This window comes from Streptomyces sp. YIM S03343 (genome assembly GCF_054729195.1).
This window is the reverse complement of record NZ_JBPUKX010000001.1, coordinates 2330826-2353973: the sequence shown is the minus strand read 5'-3', so window position 1 is coordinate 2353973 and position 23148 is coordinate 2330826. Positions and strand designations below refer to the sequence as shown.

The 23148-nt window shown below is 69.4% G+C and carries 18 protein-coding genes and 1 pseudogene; 11 read left to right on the top strand and 8 right to left on the bottom strand.

The features are described 5' to 3' along the window. Positions 1–8 precede the first annotated feature (8 nt). The 4 genes from ACSYGN_RS10035 to ACSYGN_RS10020 all read left to right on the top strand — a co-directional run bounded on the left by ACSYGN_RS10035 (position 9) and on the right by ACSYGN_RS10020 (position 4228). Positions 9–596, top strand: coding sequence for a DUF5998 family protein (locus ACSYGN_RS10035; protein WP_460394023.1), 588 nt, complete (start codon positions 9–11; stop codon positions 594–596). Continuing rightward, complete coding sequence (locus ACSYGN_RS10030; protein WP_460394021.1) at positions 596–1840, top strand: alkaline phosphatase family protein; 1245 nt, start codon at positions 596–598, stop codon at positions 1838–1840. The genes ACSYGN_RS10035 and ACSYGN_RS10030 overlap by 1 nt, the downstream gene beginning before the upstream one ends. Before the next feature lie 75 nt (positions 1841–1915). Further along, on the top strand, positions 1916–2566 hold the full coding sequence (locus ACSYGN_RS10025) for a thymidine kinase (RefSeq protein WP_460394019.1): 651 nt from the start codon (positions 1916–1918) through the stop codon (positions 2564–2566). A 105-nt stretch (positions 2567–2671) separates the two neighbouring features. Further along, positions 2672–4228 (top strand): hypothetical protein, encoded by a 1557-nt coding sequence (locus ACSYGN_RS10020; RefSeq protein ID WP_460394017.1) that lies wholly within the window; start codon positions 2672–2674, stop codon positions 4226–4228. Positions 4229–4327: 99 nt separating this feature from the next. On the opposite strand, the gene rfbD is transcribed toward ACSYGN_RS10020, so the two are convergent. Genes rfbD through ACSYGN_RS10005 form a run of 3 tightly spaced genes read right to left on the bottom strand, consistent with a single transcriptional unit; the run spans position 4328 to position 7256 of the window. Next, on the bottom strand, positions 4328–5176 hold the full coding sequence (gene rfbD, locus ACSYGN_RS10015) for a dTDP-4-dehydrorhamnose reductase (RefSeq protein WP_460403357.1): 849 nt from the start codon (positions 5174–5176) through the stop codon (positions 4328–4330). Positions 5177–5208: 32 nt separating this feature from the next. Next, complete coding sequence (gene rfbB, locus ACSYGN_RS10010; protein ID WP_460394015.1) at positions 5209–6192, bottom strand: dTDP-glucose 4,6-dehydratase; 984 nt, start codon at positions 6190–6192, stop codon at positions 5209–5211. Continuing rightward, positions 6189–7256, bottom strand: a complete 1068-nt coding sequence (locus tag ACSYGN_RS10005) for a glucose-1-phosphate thymidylyltransferase (protein ID WP_460394013.1) — start codon at positions 7254–7256, stop codon at positions 6189–6191. Before ACSYGN_RS10005 ends, rfbB begins: the two co-directional genes overlap by 4 nt. A gap of 220 nt (positions 7257–7476) precedes the next feature. On the opposite strand from ACSYGN_RS10005, the gene ACSYGN_RS10000 reads away from it, so the two are divergent. The 3 genes from ACSYGN_RS10000 (at position 7477) to ACSYGN_RS09990 (ending at position 11527) form a co-directional block, all read left to right on the top strand. Beyond that, positions 7477–9486, top strand: a complete 2010-nt coding sequence (locus ACSYGN_RS10000; RefSeq protein WP_460394011.1) for a glycosyltransferase family 2 protein — start codon at positions 7477–7479, stop codon at positions 9484–9486. Positions 9487–9513: 27 nt separating this feature from the next. Continuing rightward, complete coding sequence (rfbC, locus tag ACSYGN_RS09995) at positions 9514–10110, top strand: dTDP-4-dehydrorhamnose 3,5-epimerase (protein WP_460394009.1); 597 nt, start codon at positions 9514–9516, stop codon at positions 10108–10110. A 154-nt stretch (positions 10111–10264) separates the two neighbouring features. Beyond that, positions 10265–11527: an alpha/beta hydrolase gene (locus ACSYGN_RS09990; RefSeq protein WP_460394007.1), complete on the top strand. Its 1263-nt coding sequence runs from the start codon at positions 10265–10267 to the stop codon at positions 11525–11527. A 231-nt stretch (positions 11528–11758) separates the two neighbouring features. Here the strand turns inward: ACSYGN_RS09990 and ACSYGN_RS09985 are convergent, their stop codons facing one another. Further along, the gene (locus tag ACSYGN_RS09985) at positions 11759–13477 is read right to left on the bottom strand and encodes a hypothetical protein (RefSeq protein WP_460394005.1); all 1719 of its coding nucleotides are present in this window, start codon (positions 13475–13477) and stop codon (positions 11759–11761) included. A 447-nt stretch (positions 13478–13924) separates the two neighbouring features. Here ACSYGN_RS09985 and ACSYGN_RS09980 point away from each other — a divergent pair, with 447 nt between their 5' ends. Beyond that, positions 13925–14362 carry a GNAT family N-acetyltransferase gene (locus ACSYGN_RS09980; RefSeq protein ID WP_460394003.1) on the top strand — a complete coding sequence of 146 codons (438 nt, stop codon included), beginning with the start codon at positions 13925–13927 and terminating at the stop codon, positions 14360–14362. A 76-nt stretch (positions 14363–14438) separates the two neighbouring features. After that, a pseudogene (locus ACSYGN_RS09975) lies at positions 14439–14540 on the top strand (thymidine kinase); the annotation flags it as partial. Between the two features lie 46 nt (positions 14541–14586). On the opposite strand, the gene ACSYGN_RS09970 reads toward ACSYGN_RS09975, so the two are convergent. Beyond that, positions 14587–15390, bottom strand: a complete 804-nt coding sequence (locus ACSYGN_RS09970; RefSeq protein WP_460394001.1) for a VOC family protein — start codon at positions 15388–15390, stop codon at positions 14587–14589. Positions 15391–15714: 324 nt separating this feature from the next. Here ACSYGN_RS09970 and ACSYGN_RS09965 point away from each other — a divergent pair, with 324 nt between their 5' ends. After that, positions 15715–16566, top strand: coding sequence for a sulfurtransferase (locus tag ACSYGN_RS09965; protein WP_460393999.1), 852 nt, complete (start codon positions 15715–15717; stop codon positions 16564–16566). A 546-nt stretch (positions 16567–17112) separates the two neighbouring features. On the opposite strand, the gene sepH is transcribed toward ACSYGN_RS09965, so the two are convergent. The 3 genes from sepH to ACSYGN_RS09950 all read right to left on the bottom strand — a co-directional run bounded on the left by sepH (position 17113) and on the right by ACSYGN_RS09950 (position 21165). Beyond that, a complete protein-coding gene (sepH, locus tag ACSYGN_RS09960) occupies positions 17113–18135 on the bottom strand; it encodes a septation protein SepH (RefSeq protein ID WP_460393997.1) in 1023 nt (340 codons plus the stop codon). Positions 18136–18647: 512 nt separating this feature from the next. After that, the gene (locus tag ACSYGN_RS09955) at positions 18648–19967 is read right to left on the bottom strand and encodes a D-arabinono-1,4-lactone oxidase (RefSeq protein WP_460393995.1); all 1320 of its coding nucleotides are present in this window, start codon (positions 19965–19967) and stop codon (positions 18648–18650) included. Next, positions 19927–21165 (bottom strand): MFS transporter, encoded by a 1239-nt coding sequence (locus ACSYGN_RS09950; RefSeq protein ID WP_460403355.1) that lies wholly within the window; start codon positions 21163–21165, stop codon positions 19927–19929. Before ACSYGN_RS09950 ends, ACSYGN_RS09955 begins: the two co-directional genes overlap by 41 nt. 854 nt (positions 21166–22019) lie before the next feature. Here ACSYGN_RS09950 and ACSYGN_RS09945 point away from each other — a divergent pair. Beyond that, positions 22020–23147, top strand: a complete 1128-nt coding sequence (locus ACSYGN_RS09945; protein ID WP_460393993.1) for a ferrochelatase — start codon at positions 22020–22022, stop codon at positions 23145–23147. The last annotated feature ends 1 nt before the right edge of the window (position 23148 follow it).

Here is a 23148-nt window from a genome sequence, read left to right as displayed (position 1 = left end):
TGGACGTCATGGCCAAGACCAGTACGTCGACCCAGGGGCTGCGCGCGGCGATCGAGCGCAGCGGCTACTACCCGGCCCTCGTGGCCGAGGCGGTGGAGGCCGCCGTGGGCGGCGAGCCCATCCGGTCGTACCTGGTCCACCAGGAGACCACGTTCGACCAGAACGAGGTGCGCAGGCACGTCACCGTGCTGGTCCTCACCGGCAACCGGTTCATCGTCAGCCACACCGACGAGCAGACCGCCGACACCACCTCCCCGACGCCGTACGCGACCACCTCGACCGAGTCCGTGAAGCTCGGCCGGATCTCCTCCGTCGTCGTCAGCCGCGTGGTCGCCAACCCCGAGCAGTACGTGCCGGGCACCCTGCCCCGCGAGGTCGTGCTGACCATCGGCTGGGGCGCCGTCGCCCGCCTGGACCTGGAGCCCGCCGCCTGCGGCGACCCCAACTGCGAGGCCGATCACGGCTACACCGGCAGCTCGACGGCGGACGATCTCAGCCTCCGCGTCAGCGAGGCCGGCGACGGCCCGGAGACGGTGCGCCAGGCGCTCGCCTTCGCGCAGTCGCTCTCCGAGGCGACAGCGGACCTCACCCGCTGATGTCGCAGCCCACACCCGCCACCGCCCACGACCGGGGAGACCGCGTGCCCGTCCCGGCCGCATCGGCCGCCTGGGACGAGCCCCAGGCCCTCGCCCCGGACTCCGCGCCGCTGCCCGAGTACGGCAGCGGTTCCCTCGCCGACCTGCTCCCCACCCTGGCCGCCGGCCTCGCGGTCCCCGGCACCACCGCGGCGATCACCGAGCTCACCCCCGCCGACCGCAACTGTGTGTTCCTGATCGACGGCCTCGGCTGGGAGCAGCTGAGGGAGCACCCCGAGGAAGCGCCGTTCCTCACCTCGCTGCTCGCCGGCTCCCGCGGCGGCACCGGCCGCCCCCTCACCACCTGCTACCCGGCGACCACCGCGACCTCCCTCGCCTCCGTCGGCACCGGGCTGCCCCCGGGCGTGCACGGCCTGCCCGGCTACACGGTGCGCAACCCGGCGACCGGCGAGCTGATGAACCAGCTGCGCTGGCAGCCCTGGACCTCGCCGCAGGTGTGGCAGCCGTACCCCACGGTCTTCCAGCAGGCCCACGAGGCGGGTGTGCACACCGCTCAGGTGTCGTCGCCTACCTTCGAGGCCACCCCGCTCACCAAGGTCGCCCTCAGCGGCGGAACGTTCCTCGGGCGGCTGTCCGGCGAGGACCGCGTGGATCTCGCGGCCGAACAACTCGCCGTCGGCGACCGCTCCTTGGTCTACACCTACTACTCCGAGCTGGACGGCGCGGGCCACCGCTACGGCGTCGCCTCCGACACCTGGCGCGGCCAGCTGATGTACGTCGACCGGCTGGCCCAGCGGCTTGCCGAACAACTGCCCCCGCGCAGCGCGCTGTACATCACCGCCGACCACGGCATGGTCGACATCCCGTTCGACGAGCACCACCGCATCGACTTCGACGAGGACTGGGAGCTGCGTGCCGGGGTCGCCCTGCTCGGCGGTGAGGGCCGTGCCCGCCATGTCTACGCCCTGCCGGGTGCCGAGAACGATGTGCTGACCTGCTGGCGCGAGGTGCTCGGTGAGCAGTTCTGGGTGGCCTCGCGGAACGAGGCGATCGCGGCGGGCTGGTTCGGGCCGCAGGTCGACGAGCGGGTCCGCGGCCGGCTCGGTGACGTGGTCGCGGCCGCCCGGGACGACGTTCTGATCATCGCTTCCGAACGGGAGCCCAAGGAGTCGGCGATGGTCGGCAACCACGGCTCCATGACGCCCGCGGAACAACTGGTCCCGCTCCTCGAAGTACGCACCTGAAGCCGCCGCCCGCCACCACCCTGACCCGACCTCGCACTCCCTGTTCACGTTCCGCCGAAAGGTGCTCAACCTTCCATGTCCGAGCTGGTGTTCTTCTCCGGAACGATGGACTGCGGGAAGTCGACTTTGGCGCTCCAGATCGGGCACAACCGCTCGACCCGGGGGCTTCAAGGTGTGATCTTCACGCGGGACGACCGGGCGGGTGAGGGGAAGCTGTCCTCGCGACTGGGCCTGATCACGGAGGCTGTCGAGGCCACCGAGGGTATGGACATGTACGGGTATCTGGTCGATCAGCTGTCCAAGGGCGGCAAGGTCGACTATGTGATCGTCGACGAGGCGCAGTTCCTCGCGCCGGAGCAGATCGACCAGCTGGCGCGGGTCGTGGACGACCTCGGGCTCGACGTCTTCGCCTTCGGCATCACCACCGACTTCCGCACCAAGCTCTTTCCCGGCTCGCAGCGGCTGATCGAGCTGGCCGACCGGATCGAGGCCCTCCAGGTGGAGGCCCTGTGCTGGTGCGGCGCCCGCGCGACGCACAATGCCCGTACGGTGGGCGGGGAGATGGTGGTCGAGGGTGCTCAGGTGGTCGTCGGCGACGTCAACCGCCCGGCGGAGGAGATCGGTTATGAGGTCCTGTGCCGCCGCCACCACCTCCGCCGGTTGACCAGTGCGTCAGCCCGCGCCGGCGTGCTGTCCCCCGACGTCCTGCCGGTCACATCGGCTTGACCGCGACGTTCCGCCTCGTAGCCCTGCCGGGCAGACCGGCGCGATGTGGCTTCCGGCGTTCTTCCTGACGGGCAACCTTCGGGGCATCCCGTGCATCACATGTGCATGAAACCCAGGTACACGGTCTTCGGAGCAGCGCTGGTCGCCCTGGTGCTCGGCCTGGCGCCCGGTGCAACCGCCGTGGCCGGCGATCCGTCTGTCACACCGTCTTCTCTGCCCACGCAGGCATACGCGAGGATCGAGGCGGAAGCACAGCTCAACGTGGGGTCGACCGCGCAGACGGCCGGTGTGAGCTGGGGGTTCCAAAACGACGGTGCGCAAGTCCCCGTACCCACGAACGACACGCTCGTCATCGATGCGCGTGACCTCGCGGGCATGGCGAGCGTGGCGGTCGTTGACCCGAGATGCAAGGCCGACGGGCAGGTCATCACGTGCGTCAACACGGATTCCGCACAGAGCCCTTCGGCCCAGTTCACCGTGCGTGCGGACGCGGGCGCCGAGCTCGGTGACAGCGGCACGATCACGTACACGCTCACCGCCGACCATGCCACCGGCGCCACCGCGAAAGCGAAGGTGGTCGTCGGCATTCCGAACCTGGTCGTCGGCAAGGTCCCAGATGTGCCGCACGCCGAGATCGGATCCCGGCTCGCTGTTCCGCTCCGGCTCCGCAACACCGGGAATCTGGCCACCGACCGGCGTGTCATGGTGCAGTGGGAATCGGCGGGCGGTCTGGTCTTCGACCGGAAGTTCTCCAACTGCACCTACGGCGAAGGGGACGATGCTGTCGACCCGGGCGAACCGGGCGGCCGCGCATCCGTCACCTGCATCTTCAAGGCCCCCGTGCCCGCCGGTGCCACCGTGGAGCTGAGCAGTCCCCTGACCGCCACCGTCGGCAAGCGTGCCCTGAACGCCGTGACCGACTACTCGGTCACCTTCCTCAGACCGAACGAGCAACCCGGCGGCGGCAGTGAGCGGGGCACCGGACCCGCGCTCACGCTGGTCCCGGCTTCCGGGCCGGGAAGCGGCTTCGAGTCCGGCGCCAAGGGCCGCTTCACCGTCTCGGCCGACAACTCCGCCGACCTCGCCGCCACCGCCACGGCCAAGCCCGGCCGCAAAGCGGGTGAATGGACCCTCGATCTCAACGCCGTCAACCACGGCCCGGCCTCCGTGTACAACATCGTCAGCAAGGCCGTCGCCCAGGTCGATGTCGTCCTGCCCGAGGGAGCGGTCGCGACCGGCAACGCCTTCGACGAGGGCGAGGACACCCCGTACGGCCAGTGCCTGCTCCGGGTCGGCAACACCAGGACTGCGCCGTTCGAGGCGGGCCATCGGCACTACGTGTGCCCCGTGCCCTACGGTGTCGCCGCCGGCAAGAGCAGGCTGTTCGTGCTGTGGGTGAAGACCGCCGAGGGGTACGACGGGGCCAAGGGCACAGCGACCGTGCGTCCCGGCCCGGCCGGTGTCCCGCTCTACGACCCGGACGCCGCCAACGACCGCGTCACCTTCGCCTTCGGCGTGTCGGCCACCTCGACGGCACCGTCCGGCGGCACCGTGGCCGCCACGGGCGCGGACCGGACGGCACTCATCGCCACCGCGGCGGGCTGCGCCGCTCTGCTGGGCGGTGTGGTCCTCGTCGTCCGTCGGCGCAGGGGTTCGCACTGAGCGCCGGACGACCCGACAACGAGCAGGGAGGCTGAACCGGCAACAGGTTCAGCCAACCCCGCTTGTTTCAAGGGGACTATCAGTGTCCGTCGCCTCGGACTACGGCCGCTCGGCCGCCAGCAGTGCCGGAAACGCCTCATGCAGAGCCGCACGCCAGTCGCGGATCGGCTCGATGCCGACGGCCGACCAGCGGTCGTGGCCGAGGACGCTGTAGGCGGGCCGGGGAGCCGGGCGGACGAAGGCGGTGCTGGTGGTCGGGCGAACCCGCTCGGGGTCCGCGCCGAGCAGCCGGAAGATCTCCCGGGTGAGGCCGAACCACGTGGTGTCGCCCCCGCTGGTGCCGTGGTAGATCCCGGCCGGGGCGGCACCGGTCAGGGCGGAGCGGCCGAGGCGGACGAGCCGGTCGGCGAGGTCGACGGTCCAGGTGGGCTGGCCCCGCTGGTCGTCGACCACGTCGAGGGTGTCCTTGACACCTTCCAGTTTGATCATCGTACGGATGAAGTTGCCGCCGCCCGCTCCGTACAGCCATGCCGTGCGCACCACGTAGCCCGAGTCGGGGAGCTCGGCCAGTACCGCCTGCTCACCGGCGAGTTTGGTGCGGCCGTAGGCACTCTTGGGGGCGGTGGGGGCGTCCTCGGCGTACGGAGAGGTGCCGTCGCCGGCGAAGACGTAGTCCGTGGAGACCTGCAGCAGCTTGGAACCGGTCTTGGCGCAGGCTGCCGCCAGGTTCCGGGGACCGTCGCCGTTGACTCGCAGCGCCTCGGGCTCCCGGGTCTCCGCGTCGTCGACGGCCGTCCACGCGGCGCAGTTGACCACCACGTCCGGCTGGTGCTCCGCGACGGCCCCGTACACCGCCTCCGGGTCCGTGATGTCGACGTCCGCCAGGTCCAGGCCGACGCTCTGTACGCCGTCGGCCGCCAGACGGGCCAGGAGGTCTTTCCCGAGCATTCCGGCCGCACCGGTGATCAGCCAGGTGGAAGTCACAGCGCCGCGCGCTCCTTCAGGGGCTCCCACCAGCTGCGGTTGTCCCGGTACCAGGTGACGGTCTCGGCGAGGCCGGTGGCGAAGTCCTTGCGGGGTTCGTAACCGAGCTCCGTGCGGATCTTGGTGCAGTCCACGGAGTAGCGGCGGTCGTGGCCCTTGCGGTCCTGGACGTACTCGACGCTGTCCCAGCCGGCGCCACAGGCCTCCAGCAGAAGGGTCGTCAGTTCCTTGTTGGACAGCTCGGTGCCGCCGCCGATGTTGTAGACCTCTCCGGCACGGCCCTTGGTGCGTACCAGGTCGATGCCCTGGACGTGGTCGTCGATGTGCAGCCAGTCGCGAACGTTGGCGCCGTCGCCGTACAGCGGGACCTTCTTGCCGTCCAGCAGGTTCGTGATGAACAGCGGGATGACCTTCTCGGGGAAGTGGTGGTGCCCGTAGTTGTTGGAGCAGCGGGTCACCCGCACGTCAAGGCCGTGGGTGCGGTGGTACGACAGGGCGATCAGGTCGCTGGACGCCTTGGCCGAGGAATAGGGCGAGTTGGGCTGCAGCGGGTCGGTCTCCGGCCAGGAGCCCTCGTCGATGGAGCCGTAGACCTCGTCGGTGGAGATGTGCACGAAGGTCTTGATCCCGGCCCGGTGCGCGGCGTCGATCAGGGTGTGCGTGCCCACGACGTTCGTGCGGACGAACTCGGCCCCGCCGTCGATGGAGCGGTCCACGTGCGACTCGGCCGCGAAGTGCACCACCTCGTCGTGCTCGGCCATCAGCTTCCCGACGAGCTCGGGGTCGCAGATGTCGCCCTGCACGAACGCGAAGCCCGGGTGGCTGCGTACCTCGTCGAGGTTGGCCGGGTTGCCCGCGTAGGTGAGCTTGTCCAGGACGGTTATCGCCACGTCGCCCGGGCCCTCGGGGCCGAGCAGGGTACGCACGTAGTGGGAGCCGATGAAACCGGCGCCGCCGGTCACCAGGATTCGGGTTGTCATGAGGAGATCTGCACCTTGCTGTGGTCGCCGAGGACGAGACTGTGGGCTGCGGGGTTGCGGGGCGCAGGGGTGACCTCGACGCTGCGGCCGATGAGCGAGGTCTCGATGCGCCGTACGCCGGTGATGGAGGAGTCGCGCAGGACGATGGAGTACTCGACCTCGCTGTCGTCGATCCGGCAGCCCTCGGAGATGGAGGTGAACGGGCCGATGTACGAGTCGGTGATCACCGAGCCGGGGCCGATGATGGCGGGGCCGACGATGCGCGACCCGCGGACCTCGGCACCGGCGTCGATCCGCACGCGACCGATGATCTCGCTGGACTCGTCGACGGTGCCTTCGACGGTCGGCTGGAGCGTCTCGAGGACGGAACGGTTGACCTCCAGCATGTCGGCGACGTTCCCGGTGTCCTTCCAGTAGCCGGAGATGGTCGTCGAGCGGACGTCCTTGTGCTGGTCGACCAGCCACTGGATGGCGTGGGTGATCTCCAGCTCGCCGCGCCAGGAGGGCTCGATGCTGCGGACGGCCTCGTGGATCGAGGGTGTGAAGAGATACACACCGACCAGCGCGAGGTCGCTCTTGGGCTGCTTCGGCTTCTCCTCCAGCCCCTTGACGCGGCCGTTCTCGTCGAGCTCGGCGACACCGAACGAGGTCGGGTTGGGCACCCGGGTCAAGAGGATCTGGGCGTCGGGGCGTTCGGCGCGGAATCCGTCGACGAGGCCGGTGATGCCACCGACGATGAAGTTGTCGCCGAGGTACATCACGAAGTCGTCGTCACCCAGGAACTCGCGTGCGATGAGCACCGCGTGGGCCAGGCCGAGCGGCTTGTCCTGGGGGATGTACGTGACGTTGATTCCGAGCTTCGACCCGTCGCCCACGGCTTCCCGGATCTCTTCGGCGGTGTCGCCGACGATGATCCCGACGTCGGTGATGCCGGCGTCGGCGATGGCCTCCAGGCCGTAGAACAGCACGGGCTTGTTGGCGACGGGCACCAGCTGCTTGGCCGATGTGTGGGTTATGGGGCGCAGACGGGTGCCCGAGCCACCGGAGAGAACGAGAGCCTTCATGCGGCGCATCCTAACCGGGCTCTCAGCCGAGCACCTCTCCGTGTGTTCCCTCACAGTTCGCCAAACCATTGCGGGGGCTTTGTGATCTGTTCGTGCCCGTGGCCGCCGTTTGACGTGACCACGGTGCGACCGTGACCCGTTAGCCTTAGCCCTTGGTGGGCGGCGCCGCGCGCCGGGTCATCACATTGTGACTCCCAGTGACTGAAGCGGAAGAAGAGACATGCCCGTCAAGGTGAGCGTGGTGATCCCGGTCTACAACCCGGGCAAGTACATCGAGGACTGCATCGCCTCTCTTCTGCGCCAGAGCCTGCCGGACGACGAGTACGAAGCGATCTTCGTCGACGACGGCTCCACCGATGAGACCCCCGAGCGCCTGGACAGGCTTGCTGCCGAGCACCCGCACATGCATGTCATCCACCAGGAGGGGTCCGGGTGGTCGGGCAAGCCGCGCAACGTCGGTATCGCGGCGGCCAAGGGTGAGTTCATCCAGTTCGTGGACAACGACGACTGGCTGGGCGACGAGGCCCTCGAACGTATGTACAACTACGGCGTGGAGAACAACGCCGATGTGATCGTCGGCAAGATGGCCGGCAAGGGCCGCCCGGTCCCGCTGGAGCTGTTCCGCAAGAACCGCCCGCACGCGAACGTCGAGAACGCCCCGCTGATCGACAGCCTGACCCCGCACAAGATGTTCCGCAAGGAGTTCCTGGACCGGCACAACCTCCGTTACATGGAAGGACGCCGCCGTCTCGAGGACCACGTCTTCGTCACCGAGGCCTACCTGCGGGCCGAGAACATCGCCGTTCTCAGCGACTACCTGTGCTACTACCACGTCAAGCGCGAGGACGCGTCGAACGCGGGCTTCCAGCGGTTCGACCCGGTCGGCTACTTCAAGAACCTGCGCGAGGCGCTCGACATCGTCGAGGAGCTCACCGAGCCCGGCCCGCTGCGTGACCGGCTCTTCCGCCGCTGGCTGCGCAACGAGATGGTCGAGCGCATGCGCGGACAGCGTCTGCTCAAGCTGCCGGAGGACTACCGCCGGGAGCTCTTCGGCGAGATCCACAAGGTGGTCGTCGAGCGTTTCGGGCCCGGTGTCGCGGCCGGTCTGCAGCCCACCCAGCAGATCGTCGCCGGCCTGATCGCGGCCAACCGGCTCGGCGACATCGAGGAGTTCGCCCAGTGGGAGGCGGGGATCAAGCCCTCTGGCGCCCTGGAGAACCTCGGCTGGGAGAACGGCGAACTGACGATCGATTTCACCGCCGAGTACAAGTCGGGAGGTGAGCCCATCACCTTCCGCGCCGATGGCGACAAGGACCTGCTGGTTCCGCCGCTGCCGCAGACCAGCCTGGACGCCATCGCCCTGCTCGGCGCGGACACCTCCGCGCCGCTGGCCAAGTCCAAGGTGGACCTCGTCGTGCGTGAGCGCGCGACGGCTGCGGAGTTCTTCCAGCCCATCGAGCTCACCCGGGAGAAGGTCGCGGTGGAGGGCCGGGAGGGATACCTCCGTCAGGTCCTGCACGCCACCGCGCGGGTCGATCCGCTGGTGGCGGCGAACGGCGCAGCGCTGGACACGGGTGTCTGGGATGTCGTCATCCGCATCAGCTCGTGCGGGTGGACCAAGGAGACCCGTCTCGGTGCCCTGCGCAGCGAGGCGGCCGGGCGCGGGCGCGGTGCCGCCGTTGTCGGCTCCCCGGCCCAGATGGTGCTGCCGTACTGGACCGACCCGCACGGCAACCTCTCGCTCGACATCGACCAGAAGACCAACCGGATCTCGTACGAGTTCGCAGGTCTGGTCCCTGCCGACGTCACCGTGACGAAGGACCCCGGCCGGCTCGCCGTTGTCCTGCCGTTCCACGTCCAGGGCGAGAGTGAGGCAACCCTGAAGCTGACGAACGTCGCGACCAGCCGTTCGGTCGACCTCACCGCCACGCTGACCGCCCGCGTGACCGGCGACGCCGATCTGAAGGCCGACCTGCCGTTCGACGAGCTGGTGGACGGCTGGTGGCGGCTGGAGCTGACCCTGCCGTCGACCGGAGTCCGCAAGCCGGTGCCCCTCCCTCTGGCGCTCGATGTCTCCGCGAGCGGTGGTGCCGTGGTCAAACGCCTCGCTGACGCTGCCGCAGACCTGGCAGCCAAGGACCCCGGGCGGCGCAGCTCCGCCTCTCGTTCCGCCGAGCCGACGATCTTCAGCCGCGCGGCGGGCAAACTCCGTCGCGCTCTGAAGAAGTAACCGAACCACGCGAGCAAGGATCAACACGTGCGACCACTGGGCATTGAGGGCGCTTGGGTGCTGGAGCCCAAGGTCTTCCCCGACGACCGCGGCAGCTTCCACGAGTGGTTCCGCGGCGCCGAGTTCCGCGAGGCGACCGGCCAGGACCTCGACCTGGTTCAGGCCAACTGCTCTGTCTCCAAGTGGGGCACGCTGCGCGGCATCCACTTCGCCGACGTTCCGCCGAGCCAGGCCAAGTACGTCAAGTGCGTGCGCGGCGCGGTCATCGACGTCATCGTCGACATCCGCGTCGGCTCACCGACGTACAAGCAATGGGAAGCCGTGCGGCTCGACGACCAGACCCACCACGCCGTCTACCTGTCCGAGGGCCTCGGCCACGCCTTCTTCGCTCTGACGGACGACGCGACGGTGGTCTACCTCTGCTCCGAGGGCTATGCCCCCGAGCGTGAGCACGGCATCCATCCGCTGGACCCGGATCTTGCCATCGAGTGGCCGGCCGGCATCGAGCCGCTGCTGTCCCCGAAGGACGAGCAGGCGCCGACGCTGGCCGAGGCGGAGGCACAGGGTTTGCTCCCCTTGTACGAGGAATGCGTCGCCTACCGCAGGACCCTACGGGGCGACTGACGGCCGTTCAGGTTCTCGACGGGCCCTTCCGTGGACACACGGAAGGGCCCTGGTCTTTTTCCCTTTAGCGCCTTTTGGGGAACGCGGAAGGGCTCACAGCACTCCTTCTGGGTGACGGAAAGACCACGGGCAAGGAAATCAGGGATTGAGTGGTATGAGCCTGACCAGCGAGACAACCGTGTATGTGATGGCGGCTCTGTCCGCCGTTTGTGTAGCGCTGTTGGTCTGGTTGTGGCCACGCCTCGCCCGGCAGGGGCTGTGGCAGGTGCTCGGACGGCTGGCGGCCGTCGGAGTGACACAGGTGACGATCATCGCGGCTGTCGCGTGCTGGCTGAACTCGTCCTACCAGTTCTTCGGATCGTGGGGTGAGCTTTTCGGCAACGTCGACACGGCCCCCGTCGGTGTCACGGAGGCGTCGGTCCACAACGGCGACGGCCTGACGCCGGGTGGTTCCGTGCAGGGAGCGCTGATACAACCCGCCACCGATGAGCAGCTGAGCCGGGTCAGCGGACTGCCCACCGGTCCTGCGGCGGTGAACGGGCGGGTGGAGTCCGTGAAGGTCATCGGCCGCCGCACGGGTGTGGTCAACCCCGCGTTCGTCTACCTGCCGCCGCAGTACTTCCAGAAGGCGTACCACAGGCAGCGCTTCCCGGTGATCGTCGCGCTCAGCGGGTACCCCGGCAGCATCTTCAACCTCGCGCAGCACCTTCGGGTGTCACAGACCGCCGGTGACCTGCAGAAGAGTGGCCAGATGCAGCCCACCATCATGGTGATGATCCGGCCGACGATCGCTCCGCCGCGCGACACCGAGTGCGTGGACGTCCCGGGCGGACCGCAGACCGAGACCTTCCTGGCCAAGGACCTTCCGGACGCTCTGAAGTCCGCCTACCGGGTGGGCCACTCCGCCGGTTCCTGGGGTGTCATGGGCTACTCCTCGGGCGGCAGTTGCGCCCTGCAGCTGACGATGCGCAACCCCCACGTGTACACGACGGCCGGCGCCCTTTCGCCCGACTACAAGGTCAAGGACGATGCCACGACCGGGAATCTCTTCGGCAGTGGGCTGGGCCGGATCAAGCGGGTCAACGGGCACGATCTGATGTGGCGGCTCAAGCATCTTCCCGTGCCGCAGGTTTCCGTCCTGGTCGCCGAGAGCAAGCACGGAGAGAAGGGCTACCCGCAGACGCTGGCGTTCATCAAGGCCGTCAAGGCACCCATGCGCGTCGTGTCGATCCTGCCCGACCAGGGCAGCCACAACTTCCCCACCTGGGTACGGGAGATGCCGGCCACCCTGAAGTGGATGAACCAGCAGTTGACCTTCCCCCAGGACGTGGTGCCCCGGCACCACAAGAAACCGGCCCACACCACGGTGCGTGCCTCAGGCGCCGAACCGACCAAGGCGGCCACCACCCGCAGGTGACGGACAGCTGCCAGGGCCTGTCGTTCGGATCGAGCCGCGTCTGCGGCATGATCCGAACGACAGGCCCTAGTGCCGCGGCAGGCAACGTTTGCCCGTGAAGGAGCGGCGTCTGGTGCGTGCTCTCGGCGTGCCGGCCGGAGGCCCTCGTACTGGACGTACTTGGGTCTTCGGCCGGTGCGGCGAGAGTGCGTGCCGGGCGTCGCGACGGGGCGAACGTTGCCTGCCGCGGCACTAACTCTTCGGTACGTGGATGTCCGTGCTGCTCAGGGTCTGCGGCCTGTCGGTGAAAGCCCTCAGCCGTACCCGCAGGTGGGGCCGGTTCGGGAGGGAGTAGCGTCCGGTACTCGACACCAGGACGTAACGCGCCGACTGATGCGGGCGCAGCACGCTCGGGCCGCTGCGTACGGTCCAGTACGCAGATGTGCTCTGGCCGGTACTCGACGCGAAGTGCGGGGTCAGTGCGGTGTCACCGGTGTTCGTCGCCTGCACGGTGAGCCCGCTGATACCGCGGCTGTCACCCTGGACGTCGTTGACCGTCAGCCGGATCGGCGGCCCGCTCGCAGCGGCGATGGTCACAGAGACAGCGGCCGGAAGCAGCGCCGCCGCTGCCACGGCCGCGTTGACCGCCCGCCGTCGGCCCAGCGGCAACCGGGGCTGCCAGGCGGATGTGAAGGCGGACCAGGGGGCGGTGGCTGCGGCCGCGACCCACAGCGGTGTCATCATCAGGTAGTAGCCGTCCTGCGACCGTGTTGCCACGTAGAACGCGCACCACGGCAGTACGGTGGCGGCCGGGCCCAACCGCCGTACGAAGAGCACGAACAACGCGAGCAGTCCGGCGGCCAGCAGCATGCTGGCGTACGAGTAGAAGTCCAGTCGGCTGCTGCCGTCGGAGAAGTAGTACGACAGGCCCATGATGCCCTGGCCGTGCAGCACCCCGTGCTGGGTGAAAGGCAGGATCAGGCCGGAGACCCAGGCCCGCGGGCTCTGCGCGATGAAGTAGGCGTTGGCGGCCAGGGCCACGCCCGCGGAGATCGCGGTGAAGCGTGCGACCAGACCGAACGCGGCCCGCCCCGAGAGCTCACCGCGCCGCACCGCGTACAGACCGGTCAGCAGGAACGGCGCCACGAACCAGGGCAGTTGATGCGTCGCGCACGCGGCACCGAGAAGCCCCGCGCGAACGACGTCCCAGCGGCGAAGCCGCCCCCCGGCGCCGATGGAGGGCCAGCGCGTCACCACGGGGATGAGCAGGACGAGTGCCGGGATCGCCGGATAGCCCATGGCCGCGTACCCCTTGAGCATGGGGAAGCCGAGGCAGACCGCCGTCGCGGCCGACCGCCAGGGCGTCGGCAGCAGTACCCACAACACCGCGGCACCGACGATCAACAGGATCGTCGGGACGAAGGTGACCGCCTTGGTGCCGATCAACGCGTACACGGGGGCGTTGAACAGCAATGCCAGCGGCGGATACGCGAAGGAGTAGTCCGCGCCGCCCGACATGGTCTTCGTGACCCCGACATGGTGGCGCTGGAACACCCACGGCCACTCGTGCCCGTACACCGCATGCCCGTGGACCAGCTCGTGCGTGGCTTGGGTCATCAGCACCGTCTCGTCGTTCATGCTGGTGGCGAGAACGTACGAGCACAGCGCCAGAACGATGCCGAGCAGCAGGGCGCCCGCGTCGACGCGCACGAGGGCGCGGCGGCTGCGCACCGCGAGGGCGAAGATCCCGAGAGCCAGGATTCCGGCGTAACCGAGGGTGATGACAAACGCGATCGCCGGACGCTTCGCGATCGCGGTGCCCCAGTCGGCGCGCATGCCGATGAACAAGCTGATGATGGCGAGCAGTGTGATCGCGCGATGCAGTGGCGCGGGGTCGGCGGGTGACGACAGACCCGGACGGCTGGACGCGGTATCGGGGACGACGTCGGCGGCATCGGCCGTCTGGATCATGCGAGGAGACCTTCGGTCGAGCGAGTCATGATCAGATGAGGGAGCTCTCGTAGCACAGACTCGCCATCTTATCGGTGTCGGTGGCCGAGTCTTCCGAGGCCAACCCCATGACCGGCCGGCAGACAGCCGTGTTGCCGGTGCCCTGGATCTGCACGGCAGGGCCTTCGGGCTCCCGGTACTACAGGCTGAACGAGAAAGTGCTTTTGAGTCGATACCGTACGGCCAGGCGGCTGTTGTAAACGCCGACATTGTCAGGAATCCGGTGAAAGGCTTTCCTGGATGCAGGCCGTCTTTGTTAGTCCATGATCGCGCGGAGAGGCCGCCGCCAAAGCCCCGCCCGTCGGATCTTCGCGGCGCTTATGTGAGGTTCCGGCGATCAGATGTGCTCGCTATAGTGTCGTCCCAAGAATGGAGTGAGGTCGGACCGACCTGGGAGGCAGCCGATCTATGTCGGAGCGATTCGACTCCCGGCGTCACCAGTCGCCGCCGCTACTCGGGACCCTGTACGCCGATCAGCGTGCTGCCGCCGAAATGGTGCTCCTCGACCCGCAGAGCACCGTTATAGGACGGCTTCGTTTCCGTACCTGCAATAGCTGTCGCACGGGACTGATCCTCGATATCTGGATACACGAGACGTTTCAGCGTCAGGGGCTCGCTCGTGAACTCGTCCACGACCTTCTCGCACATCGCCACGGGTTTCGGTGGACCACCACCCGTCAAACCACGCTGGGGCAGCACTTTTTCCGGGCGATGACTCAGGAGACGTCGGTCTCCTTTTCTCATGGTGGCCCATTGTGCGTACATGTGGCAGGGCCGTTCGCGCGGATGTGGCGCCGCCTGATCAGCCGATGCGGGCTGGCTTCCGCCGACAGCACGACCTACTGATCACATCCCGAACTTCCTTGGCCCTGGCCTCCTGACGGTGAGTCCGACGGTGGAAGTCACGAAGATCGCCAGTCGCGAGGTTCTGTGCCGCCGCCACGACCACCGCCGCCGCATGACAGCGGCGAGGGCCCGGGCGGCGGCACTCTCCCCGGACGTCCTGCCGGTGCACCCGTCCTGAGCTGTCTCACACAGGTGCCCCGCCCGTCAGGACGGGTGGCGTCGGCTCAGTGCGGATCCTCGATCACCGAGAACACCGCACCCTCCGGATCCGCCACCGTGGCCACCCGGCCGTGCGGGCTGTCGTGGGCCGGTTCCAGGATCCTGCCGCCGAGTTCGGCGACCTGCCGCAGACTCTTGTCCGTCTCGGCCACCTCGAAGTACGTCCTCCAGTACGGGCCCCGGTCGCTCGGCACCGCGTTCCCGACGCCGTGGACACCGGCCACCGGCCTGCCGTCCACCGAGAGGTCCATGTAGTCGAGGCCGGCGGCCTCCACCGTCTCCTCCTGGTAACCGAACACCGTCCCGTAGAACTTGGCGACGCTCTGCGTCTCGTAGGTCACCAGTTCGTTCCACGCGGGCGTGCCGGGCACGCCGGTGATGCCGGTGCCGAGATGCCGTACGGCCTGCCAGATGCCGAACACGGCGCCCGACGGATCGGAGCCGATCGCCATGCGGCCCGCGTCCGCCGCGTCCAGCGGGCCCACCCCGATCGTGCCGCCGCACAGCCTGACCGTTTCCGCAGTCAGATCCACGTCGTCGGAGGCCAGATACGGTGTCCACGAGACCAGCAGATCGCGCTCCGGCGGCAATTGGCCGATGCCCGCCACCTCATGTCCGTCGAGCAGGGCCCGCAGTGAAGGGCCGAGCTGCCGCGGGCCCTCGATGAACTCCCAGCCGAACAGCGCCCCGTAGAACTCCTCGGTGGCGGCCAACGCGTGCGCCATGAGACTCACCCAGCAGGGTGTGCCGGGCGGGCGCCGGGCGTGCGTGTCGCCGTTCGGGCCCGCCGAAGCACGTGCGTCGGTCATCGTCACTCTCTCCCCGGCCACCCTTGTGATGGCCGTGTCGCTTCCGCTCTCCGCAACCCACGTACAGCAACCGCGCGCACGCTCGTGCCGATGCTCGCACCGCCGGCGGCACCACATGCCCTGCCGCGCCGCAGGTCCCCGCGCGGTCTGCGGGAAGGATGCCCGGCCTGTGGTGTCCCACCCGTCGACCGGGCGGCAGCCGTCGAATTTCGGTCGGCCGTACAGCATGTGCCCGATCCGGTACGCCCGGTGATCGAGACTGTTGGCGGAGCAGAGTAGCCGGACCTGGACGGCGCGGCCACCCCTGACGTAAGGATGGTGACCATGGAAGCCATCATCACCGCGTCCCGGCTCGCGGAACTGCTCCGCGGCGAGGACCCGCCCACCCTGCTCGACGTCCGCTGGCAGCTCACCCTGGCCAAGGCCGACGGCGAGCCGCCCTTCGACGGCCGGGCCGAGTACATGGCCGGGCACATCCCGGGCGCCGGCTATGTCGACCTCGACCGGGAGCTGGCCGCAGCCCCTGGCCTGCGGGGCCGTCATCCCCTGCCTGACCTGGCCGAATTCGGCGCAGCGATGCGTCGCGCGGGCGTGTCGGGCGACCGTCCGGTGGTCGTCTACGACGGCGGAGCGGGCTGGGCGGCGGCCCGCGCATGGTGGATGCTGCGCTGGACGGGTCACCCGGACGTGCGGGTTCTCGACGGCGGGCTGCCGTCCTGGGAGGGGCCGCTGGAGACCACGGAACCCGCTCACCCGGAGGGCGACTTCGTCCCGGCCCCGGCGGACGTCGCACTTCTGGACGCCGACGCGGCCGGCGCCGTGGCGCGTTCCGGGGTGCTGCTCGACGCGCGCGCGGGGGAGCGCTACCGGGGCGACATCGAGCCGATCGACCGGGTCGGCGGGCACATTCCGGGCGCTCTCTCTGCGCCGACGACCGAAAACGTGGCCGCGGATGGCCGGTTCCTGCCGGTCGACGAGCTGCGGGCGCGCTTCACGGCGCTCGGCGCGGCGGACGGCGCGGATGTCGGCGTCTACTGCGGCTCCGGGGTGTCCGGGGCGCACCAGGTGCTGGCCCTCGCGGTGGCGGGCATTCCGGCGGCGCTGTACGTCGGTTCGTGGTCGGAGTGGTCGTCGGATCCGGAACGGCCGGTGGCGGTGGGACCGGATCCGCAGTAGGGGCGGGTGGTTCTGATGCGGGCCGCGGTTCGTGGGACGTCAACGGTGGGTTGTGGGTCGTCGACAACGGTGGGTCGTGGGTCGTCGACGCTGGGCCGTGGTTCGTCAACGGCGGTCAGCCGAACAGCAAGCGGCGGCCGCCGAACGTCAAACAACGGCAGCCGAACGTCAAGCGGCGGCAGGCGAGCGTCAACTGCGTGCTGACGGGTGTCGATCGCGTGACGTCAATGGCGTGTTGACCGGCGTCCAGCGTGTGCCGGCGGGCGTTGGCTGCGGGCGGTCGGATGTGATCGCCAGCAGCCGGACGTCGGTCGCAGACAGCCGGAAACAGGGCCGCCGCCGCACTCGACCAGTGCCGCGGCAGGCAACGTTCGCCCGTGAAGGAGCGGCGTCTGGTGCGTGCTCTCGGCGTGCCGGCCGGAGGCCCTCGTACTGGACGTACTTGGGTCTTCGGCCGGTGCGGCGAGAGTGCGTGCCGGGCGTCGCGACGGGGCGAACGTTGCCTGCCGGGGCACTAGCTGCGCGGCCCCGTTGTCGTACGACCGGCTACTCCTGTTTCTTCCGCCGTGTCCCGAACACGATCTCGTCCCAGCTCGGCACCGCCGCCCGGCGGCCCGGGCGGACACCGTCCGCCTCGGCCTGGCGGTCCGTGGCACCGATGAGCCGGTCGCGGTGGCTGCTGACGGCGCGCGGCATGAGGACATCGGCGTAGGCGGACCCTGCCGACGCGGCGGGCGCCGGGGGTTCCTCCGCCACGGGCTCCTGCCCGGGATCCTCGGACGGTTCCGTCGGGCGCTCCGGTACGACCATGTCGCCCCGGAAGCTCGGCACCGCCTCCAACAGGCTGGTCAGTGAGTCGCGTTCGCCCGCGCTCTCCTCGGCCGGCTCAGGTGACGGCGAGGGCAGCATGGGGCGCTCGGGCCGGTCGAGGCCACGGTCGCGGGGCAGCCGTGCGATGCGCGGTACGAAGGGAAAACTCGGCTCGGGCACGGCGAGGTCGTCGGCCTCGCCGATCAGCGAGCGGGCCTCGTCGTCCACGGCCTGTACGAGCCGCCGAGGCGGGTCGTACGTCCAGCTCGCCGAGTGCAGTTCGCTTGCGACACGGTAGACCAGCAGGACCTCCCAGGTGCCGTCGTCGCGGCGCCACGAGTCCCACTGCACACTGTCCTTGTCGGCACCGCGCAGCACCAGCCGCTCCTGCACGGCCTCGCCGAGCTGCGGTCCCGCGTTCTCCCCGGGGCGGCGGACCGGGGTCTTGCGGGCCCGCTCCGCCATGAAGGCACGCTCGGCGAGCACCGGTCCCTCGAAGCGCCGAACACGGTCGACGGGGATACCGGCGAGCTGCGCGACCTCTTCCGCGGTCGCGCCGGCGCGTATCCGCGCCTGGATGTCGCGGGGGCGGAGATGGCTCTCCACCTCGATCTCGATCTGGCCGAGGCGGGGACGGTCGCCGCGCACGGCGGCACGGAGACGCTCGTCGATCGGAAGCGTGTACTCCGTGCTGTCCGCAGCCTTCAGCACCAGCCGTGTGCCGTCATTCGAGACGGCCACGACACGCAGTTCGGGCATGGGGACCTCCCGGGTGGTGCCTGCCGACGTCACGTGCGTCGCTGCTTCCGCTAGTCGAGTGTGGCCTGCCCGGGTGCAGCCTGCCACAACCTTGCCGAGTTGCCCGGCGTGTCGGGCGCGGGCCCTGGATCGCCGTTATGGCACGGTTACCTATTCGCAACGCTAAGTGACTGACCCTGTCACCCTGTGCAACAAGCCCCCTCCTGGCGGTCCAGCAGGGCCCGAAGCACCCTGGCGGGAAACTGGGCCCAGGGCTCGCAAGACTACTCCATTTGGACCATGTGCGTGGATGGGCACGCCGCTCAACTTCTGGCAAGGAGCGGGACTTGGTCGTACGGGACCGGCATTTCCTGATCTTGACAGTGGCACACTTCACGCAATCCCCGGAAACGGAACTCTTGATTTCGTAGGTATGCCCCTTCCTGCACGATCGATTCCTGTGGGGGCGGCTGCAGACGTGAACGGCGCCCGGTGGGCGCCGTTCCTGGTAGGTCGGCCGTTCCTCGTCGGGGCTAGTCCCCGAGAACCCTTCGCAAGTAGTCGTTCTGGAACAGACGATCGGGGTCGAGCCGGTCACGCAGTGCGAGGAACTCACCGAAACGGGGGTAGACCCCGGAGAGGTACTCCGCGTCGCGGGTGTGGACCTTGCCCCAGTGCGGGCGCCCCTCGTGCGCTGTGAAGATCCGCTCGGCGGCGGTGAAGTACTCCTGGTACGGCGTGCCCCGGAACATGTGGATGGCGATGTACGCGCTGTCACGGCCGGATGCCGTGGACAGCGTGATGTCGTCGGCCGGGGCGGTGCGCACCTCGACGGGAAAACTGATTCTGAGACGTGAACGGTCGACCATCGCCTTCAGTTCCCGCAGCGCCTCGACCACGGCCTCGCGCGGAACGGCGTACTCCATCTCCACGAACCGCACGCGCCGTGGCGAGGTGTACACCTTGTAAGGGATGTCGGTGTAAGTCCGTGCGGACAACGCCTTGCTGGAGATCTGGGCGATCGCCGGAATCGTCGCCGGTACCGCTCGGCCGATCCAATTGGCCGCCTGGAAGACGCCGTTGGAGAGGAACTCGTCCTCGAACCAGCCCGTCAGCCGCCCCACCGGCCGCTCCGGGCCTGCGCTGCGGTTGTTGCGCTTGGTATTGGTGCTGCCCGTGTGCGGGAACCAGTAGAACTCGAAGTGCTCGTTCTCGGCCCACAGTTCGTCGAAATCGGAGAGCACCTGCTCGAAGGGCATCGGCTCCTCGCGGGCCGTGAGCAGGAAGAGCGGCTCCACGGCGAAGGTGATGGCCGTGACGACGCCCAGGGCGCCGAGACCGATGCGGGCGGCCGCGAAGACCTCCGGGTTCTCCTTCTCGGAGCAGGGGAGCACCGTGCCGTCGGCCGTCACCAGCTCCAGGCCTCTGATCTGGGCGGCGATCGAGCCCGAGTCGCGGCCCGTGCCGTGGGTTCCCGTGCTCGTCGCGCCGGAGACCGTCTGGACCATGATGTCGCCCATGTTGGTGAGCGACAGCCCCTCACGTGCGAGGGCCGCGTTGAGCCGCTTGAGCGGCGTGCCGGCCTCCACGGTGGCGGTGCCGGCGGCGCGGTCGATGTGCCGGATGCCCGTCAGCAGCTGAGGGCGGATCATCACACCGTCGGTGGCGGCGATGGCGGTGAACGAGTGCCCCGAGCCCACCGCCTTCACCTTCAGACCGTCCTCGGCGGCCTTCCGTACCGCCGCCGCGAGTTCCTCGACGGAGGCGGGCTCGACCTCCCGCGCGGGGCGCGCGCCCACATTGCCGCCCCAGTTATGCCACGTGCCGTTCCTGCCGTTCGCTGTGATGCTCAACGGTGCCTCCCCGACCCGTAGCCGGCCTGCTGAGCCGGCGGTACCCGAGGAAACCGACCGCGACCGCGACGGATCCGGCCACGGCCGGAACCCCGTACCCGGAGCGCGCACCGGCCGCGTCGATCACCCAGCCGGCCACCGAGGAGCCGAGGGCGACCCCCACCGCCAGGCCGGTGCTCACCCAGGTCATTCCCTCGGTCAATTGCGCGCGTGGTACGTGCTCTTCGATGAGGGACATTGTCGTAATCATCGTGGGAGCGATGGACAGGCCCGCAACGAACAGCGCCACGGCCAGAAACGGTAGGTTCCCGACCAGTAGGAGGGGGATCATACTCACGGCCATCGCACATACGCCCAGCAGCCACCGGCGCGCGGGCGCCCCTGAGAAACGCATCAGCCCGAACACGATGCCCGCCAGGCAGGAACCCGCCGCGTAGAGCGCCAGGACGACGCTCGCGGCGCTCTTGTGGCCGTGCGCCTCGGCGAAGGCGACGGTGACCACATCGACCGACCCGAAGATCGTCCCGGTCGCCGCGAAGGTGGTCACCAGGACCTGGAGTCCGGGCGAGCTCATGGCCGTGCCACCGCCGTGGTGCTCACGAGGGTGCGGCTCGGGCTCCGTGGCCCGCTGCGAGGTCAGCCAGAAGACACCGACCATCAGGAAGCCCGAGGCCAGCAGAGGTCCCGCCTCCGGGAACCAGGCCGTGGACAGGCCGATGGAGAGGATGGGTCCGAAGATGAAACAGACCTCGTCCACCACGGACTCGAAGGAGTAAGCGGTGTGCAGTTGCGGCGTGCCCCGGTAGAGGACCGCCCAGCGGGCGCGGACCATCGCGCCGAGGCTAGGCACCGAACCTATTCCGGCGGCACACACGAACAGCACCCACTCGGGCGACCGGAAATGCGCCGCGAGGAGCAGTCCGGCCGCCGCGGTGAGCGCGACCAGGGCCGCGGGGCGCACTACGCGCCGCTGCCCGTGCAGGTCCACGAGCCGTGAGATCTGCGGCCCTATCACCGCCGCGGCCAGCGCGATGGTGGCCGACAGCGCGCCCGCGAGCCCGTACCGTCCGGTGAGCTGGGAGACCATCGTGACCACGCCGATGCCCATCATGGACAGCGGCATGCGCCCGATGAAGCCCGCGGCGGAGAAACCCTTGGTGCCGGGGGCGGCGAACAGGGCGCGGTACGGGCTGGGCACGGGACGCTCCGGTGGTCCGGTCACGCGCGGACGACAGCTCGGCGCGACGTGAGGGAAATGCGGCTCGGACAAGAATGCCGTATTCGACAGGCGTGAATCCAGCGAATACAGCTGACGACTTAGGTAGCCCTAAGAAACTTCCGGCCCCCTTGCCGCAGGTGACGGCTGGGTGCCGGGGGTGAACGCGGTCGGTGAGTACGGCGTCCAGCGCGCGTGCGTGGCAGGTGCCCGGCGCGTCGCGGCGTGTCGTCCCGTGCCTGCAGTGCCTGCGCGCGGGGCTGGATCGGCCGTGGGCACGGACGCCGGCCGGGCCGCCGCTGCGCGCTGCGGCAGCGGGTGGCGTGTTCATGATTGGCCGTGCGGGCCGTGTGCGGGTGGCGGCCGTGGTGGTCGAGTGGCCGGGCGATCGTCAGACGGGCTGCGCCAGACGGGCTGCGCCGACGGGTGATGGCGGCGGACGCGGAAGGACCGTGTGGCATGCGGGTGGGCGTGACACGGCGTCGCTGTGGTCGTCCGCTCGCCAGCGGAGTCTGTTGTGCGGCGGACTTGCTCGTGTCCCTCGTGTCCCTCGCGTCTCGCGTGTTCATGGCGCTCGGCGCGTCCGCCGTGCCAGGTTGCCTGGGCTTGGCGGTCCGTTCGCTGACGGCGCGGCGCGCACGCTGGTTCGGCAGGGTGGCCGGTCGGGCGTCTGACCGGGCTCCCGCGGCGGTCCTGAAAGCCCAAACGTTCCCCCTGCCGCTATGGCCGCCGCCTCACCCGCCATGGCCCGCCGCCTCACCGCAACGGCGCGCCGCCCACCCGCCGGGGGCCACCCGTCGTGCCCGGGCGTCAGTGGTGGGTGGGAGGATCGGGGCATGCCAGATGTGCTCGATGCCACCCCTTACGACGCCCTGCTCCTGCTCTCGTTCGGCGGCCCCGAGGGGCCGGACGACGTGGTGCCGTTCCTGGAGAACGTCACGCGAGGCCGCGGCATCCCCCAGGAACGCCTCAAGGAAGTCGGCCGGCACTATTTCCAGTTCGGCGGGGTCAGTCCTATCAACGCCCAGAACCGCGCCCTGATCGACGCCCTCCGCAAGGACTTCGCCGACCATGGCTTGGACCTCCCGGTGTACTGGGGCAACCGCAACTGGGCGCCGTATCTGACGGACACCCTGCGCGACATGGTCGCCGACGGCCGCCGCCGCATCCTGGTCCTGACGACCAGCGCCTACGCCTCCTACTCGGGCTGCCGCCAGTACCGCGAGAACCTCCACGACGCCCTGGCCACGCTGGAGGCCGAGGGCCTGGAGATCCCGTCGGTCGCCAAGCTGCGCCACTACTTCAACCACCCCGGCTTCCTGGAGCCGGTGATCGACGGGGTGGTCGAGGCCCTCGCCGACCTCCCCGAGGAAGTCAGGGACAGCGCGCACATCGCGTACTCCACGCACTCCATCCCGGCCTCTGCGGCGGACGCCTCGGGTCCGGCCGAGGGCCACGGCGAGGGCGGGGCATACATCCGGCAGCATCTCGACGTGGCCAGGACCGTCACCGACGCCGTCCGCGAACGCACCGGCGTCGAGCACCCCTGGAAGCTCGTCTACCAGTCCCGCTCCGGTGCCCCCCACATCCCCTGGCTCGAACCCGACATCTGCGACCACGTCCAGGACCTGCACGACGCCGCGGTCCCGGCGGTCGTCATCGCCCCGATCGGCTTCGTCTCCGACCACATGGAGGTCATCTACGACCTCGACACGGAGGCCAGGGCCAAGGCGGAGGAACTCGGTCTGCCGATGCGCCGCTCGGCCACCCCGGGCGCCGACCCACGGTTCGCCGCCGGGATCCGTGAGCTGGTCCTGGAGCGCGCGGCGACCGAGCGCGGCCAGGAGATCCCGCGGTGCGCTCTGGGCACGCTCGGCGCCAGCCACGACCTCTGCCCGGCCGGCTGCTGCCCGGCCCGCACCCTCCGCCCCGCCGCCGCGGGCACCGACAGTACGTACGCGTAAG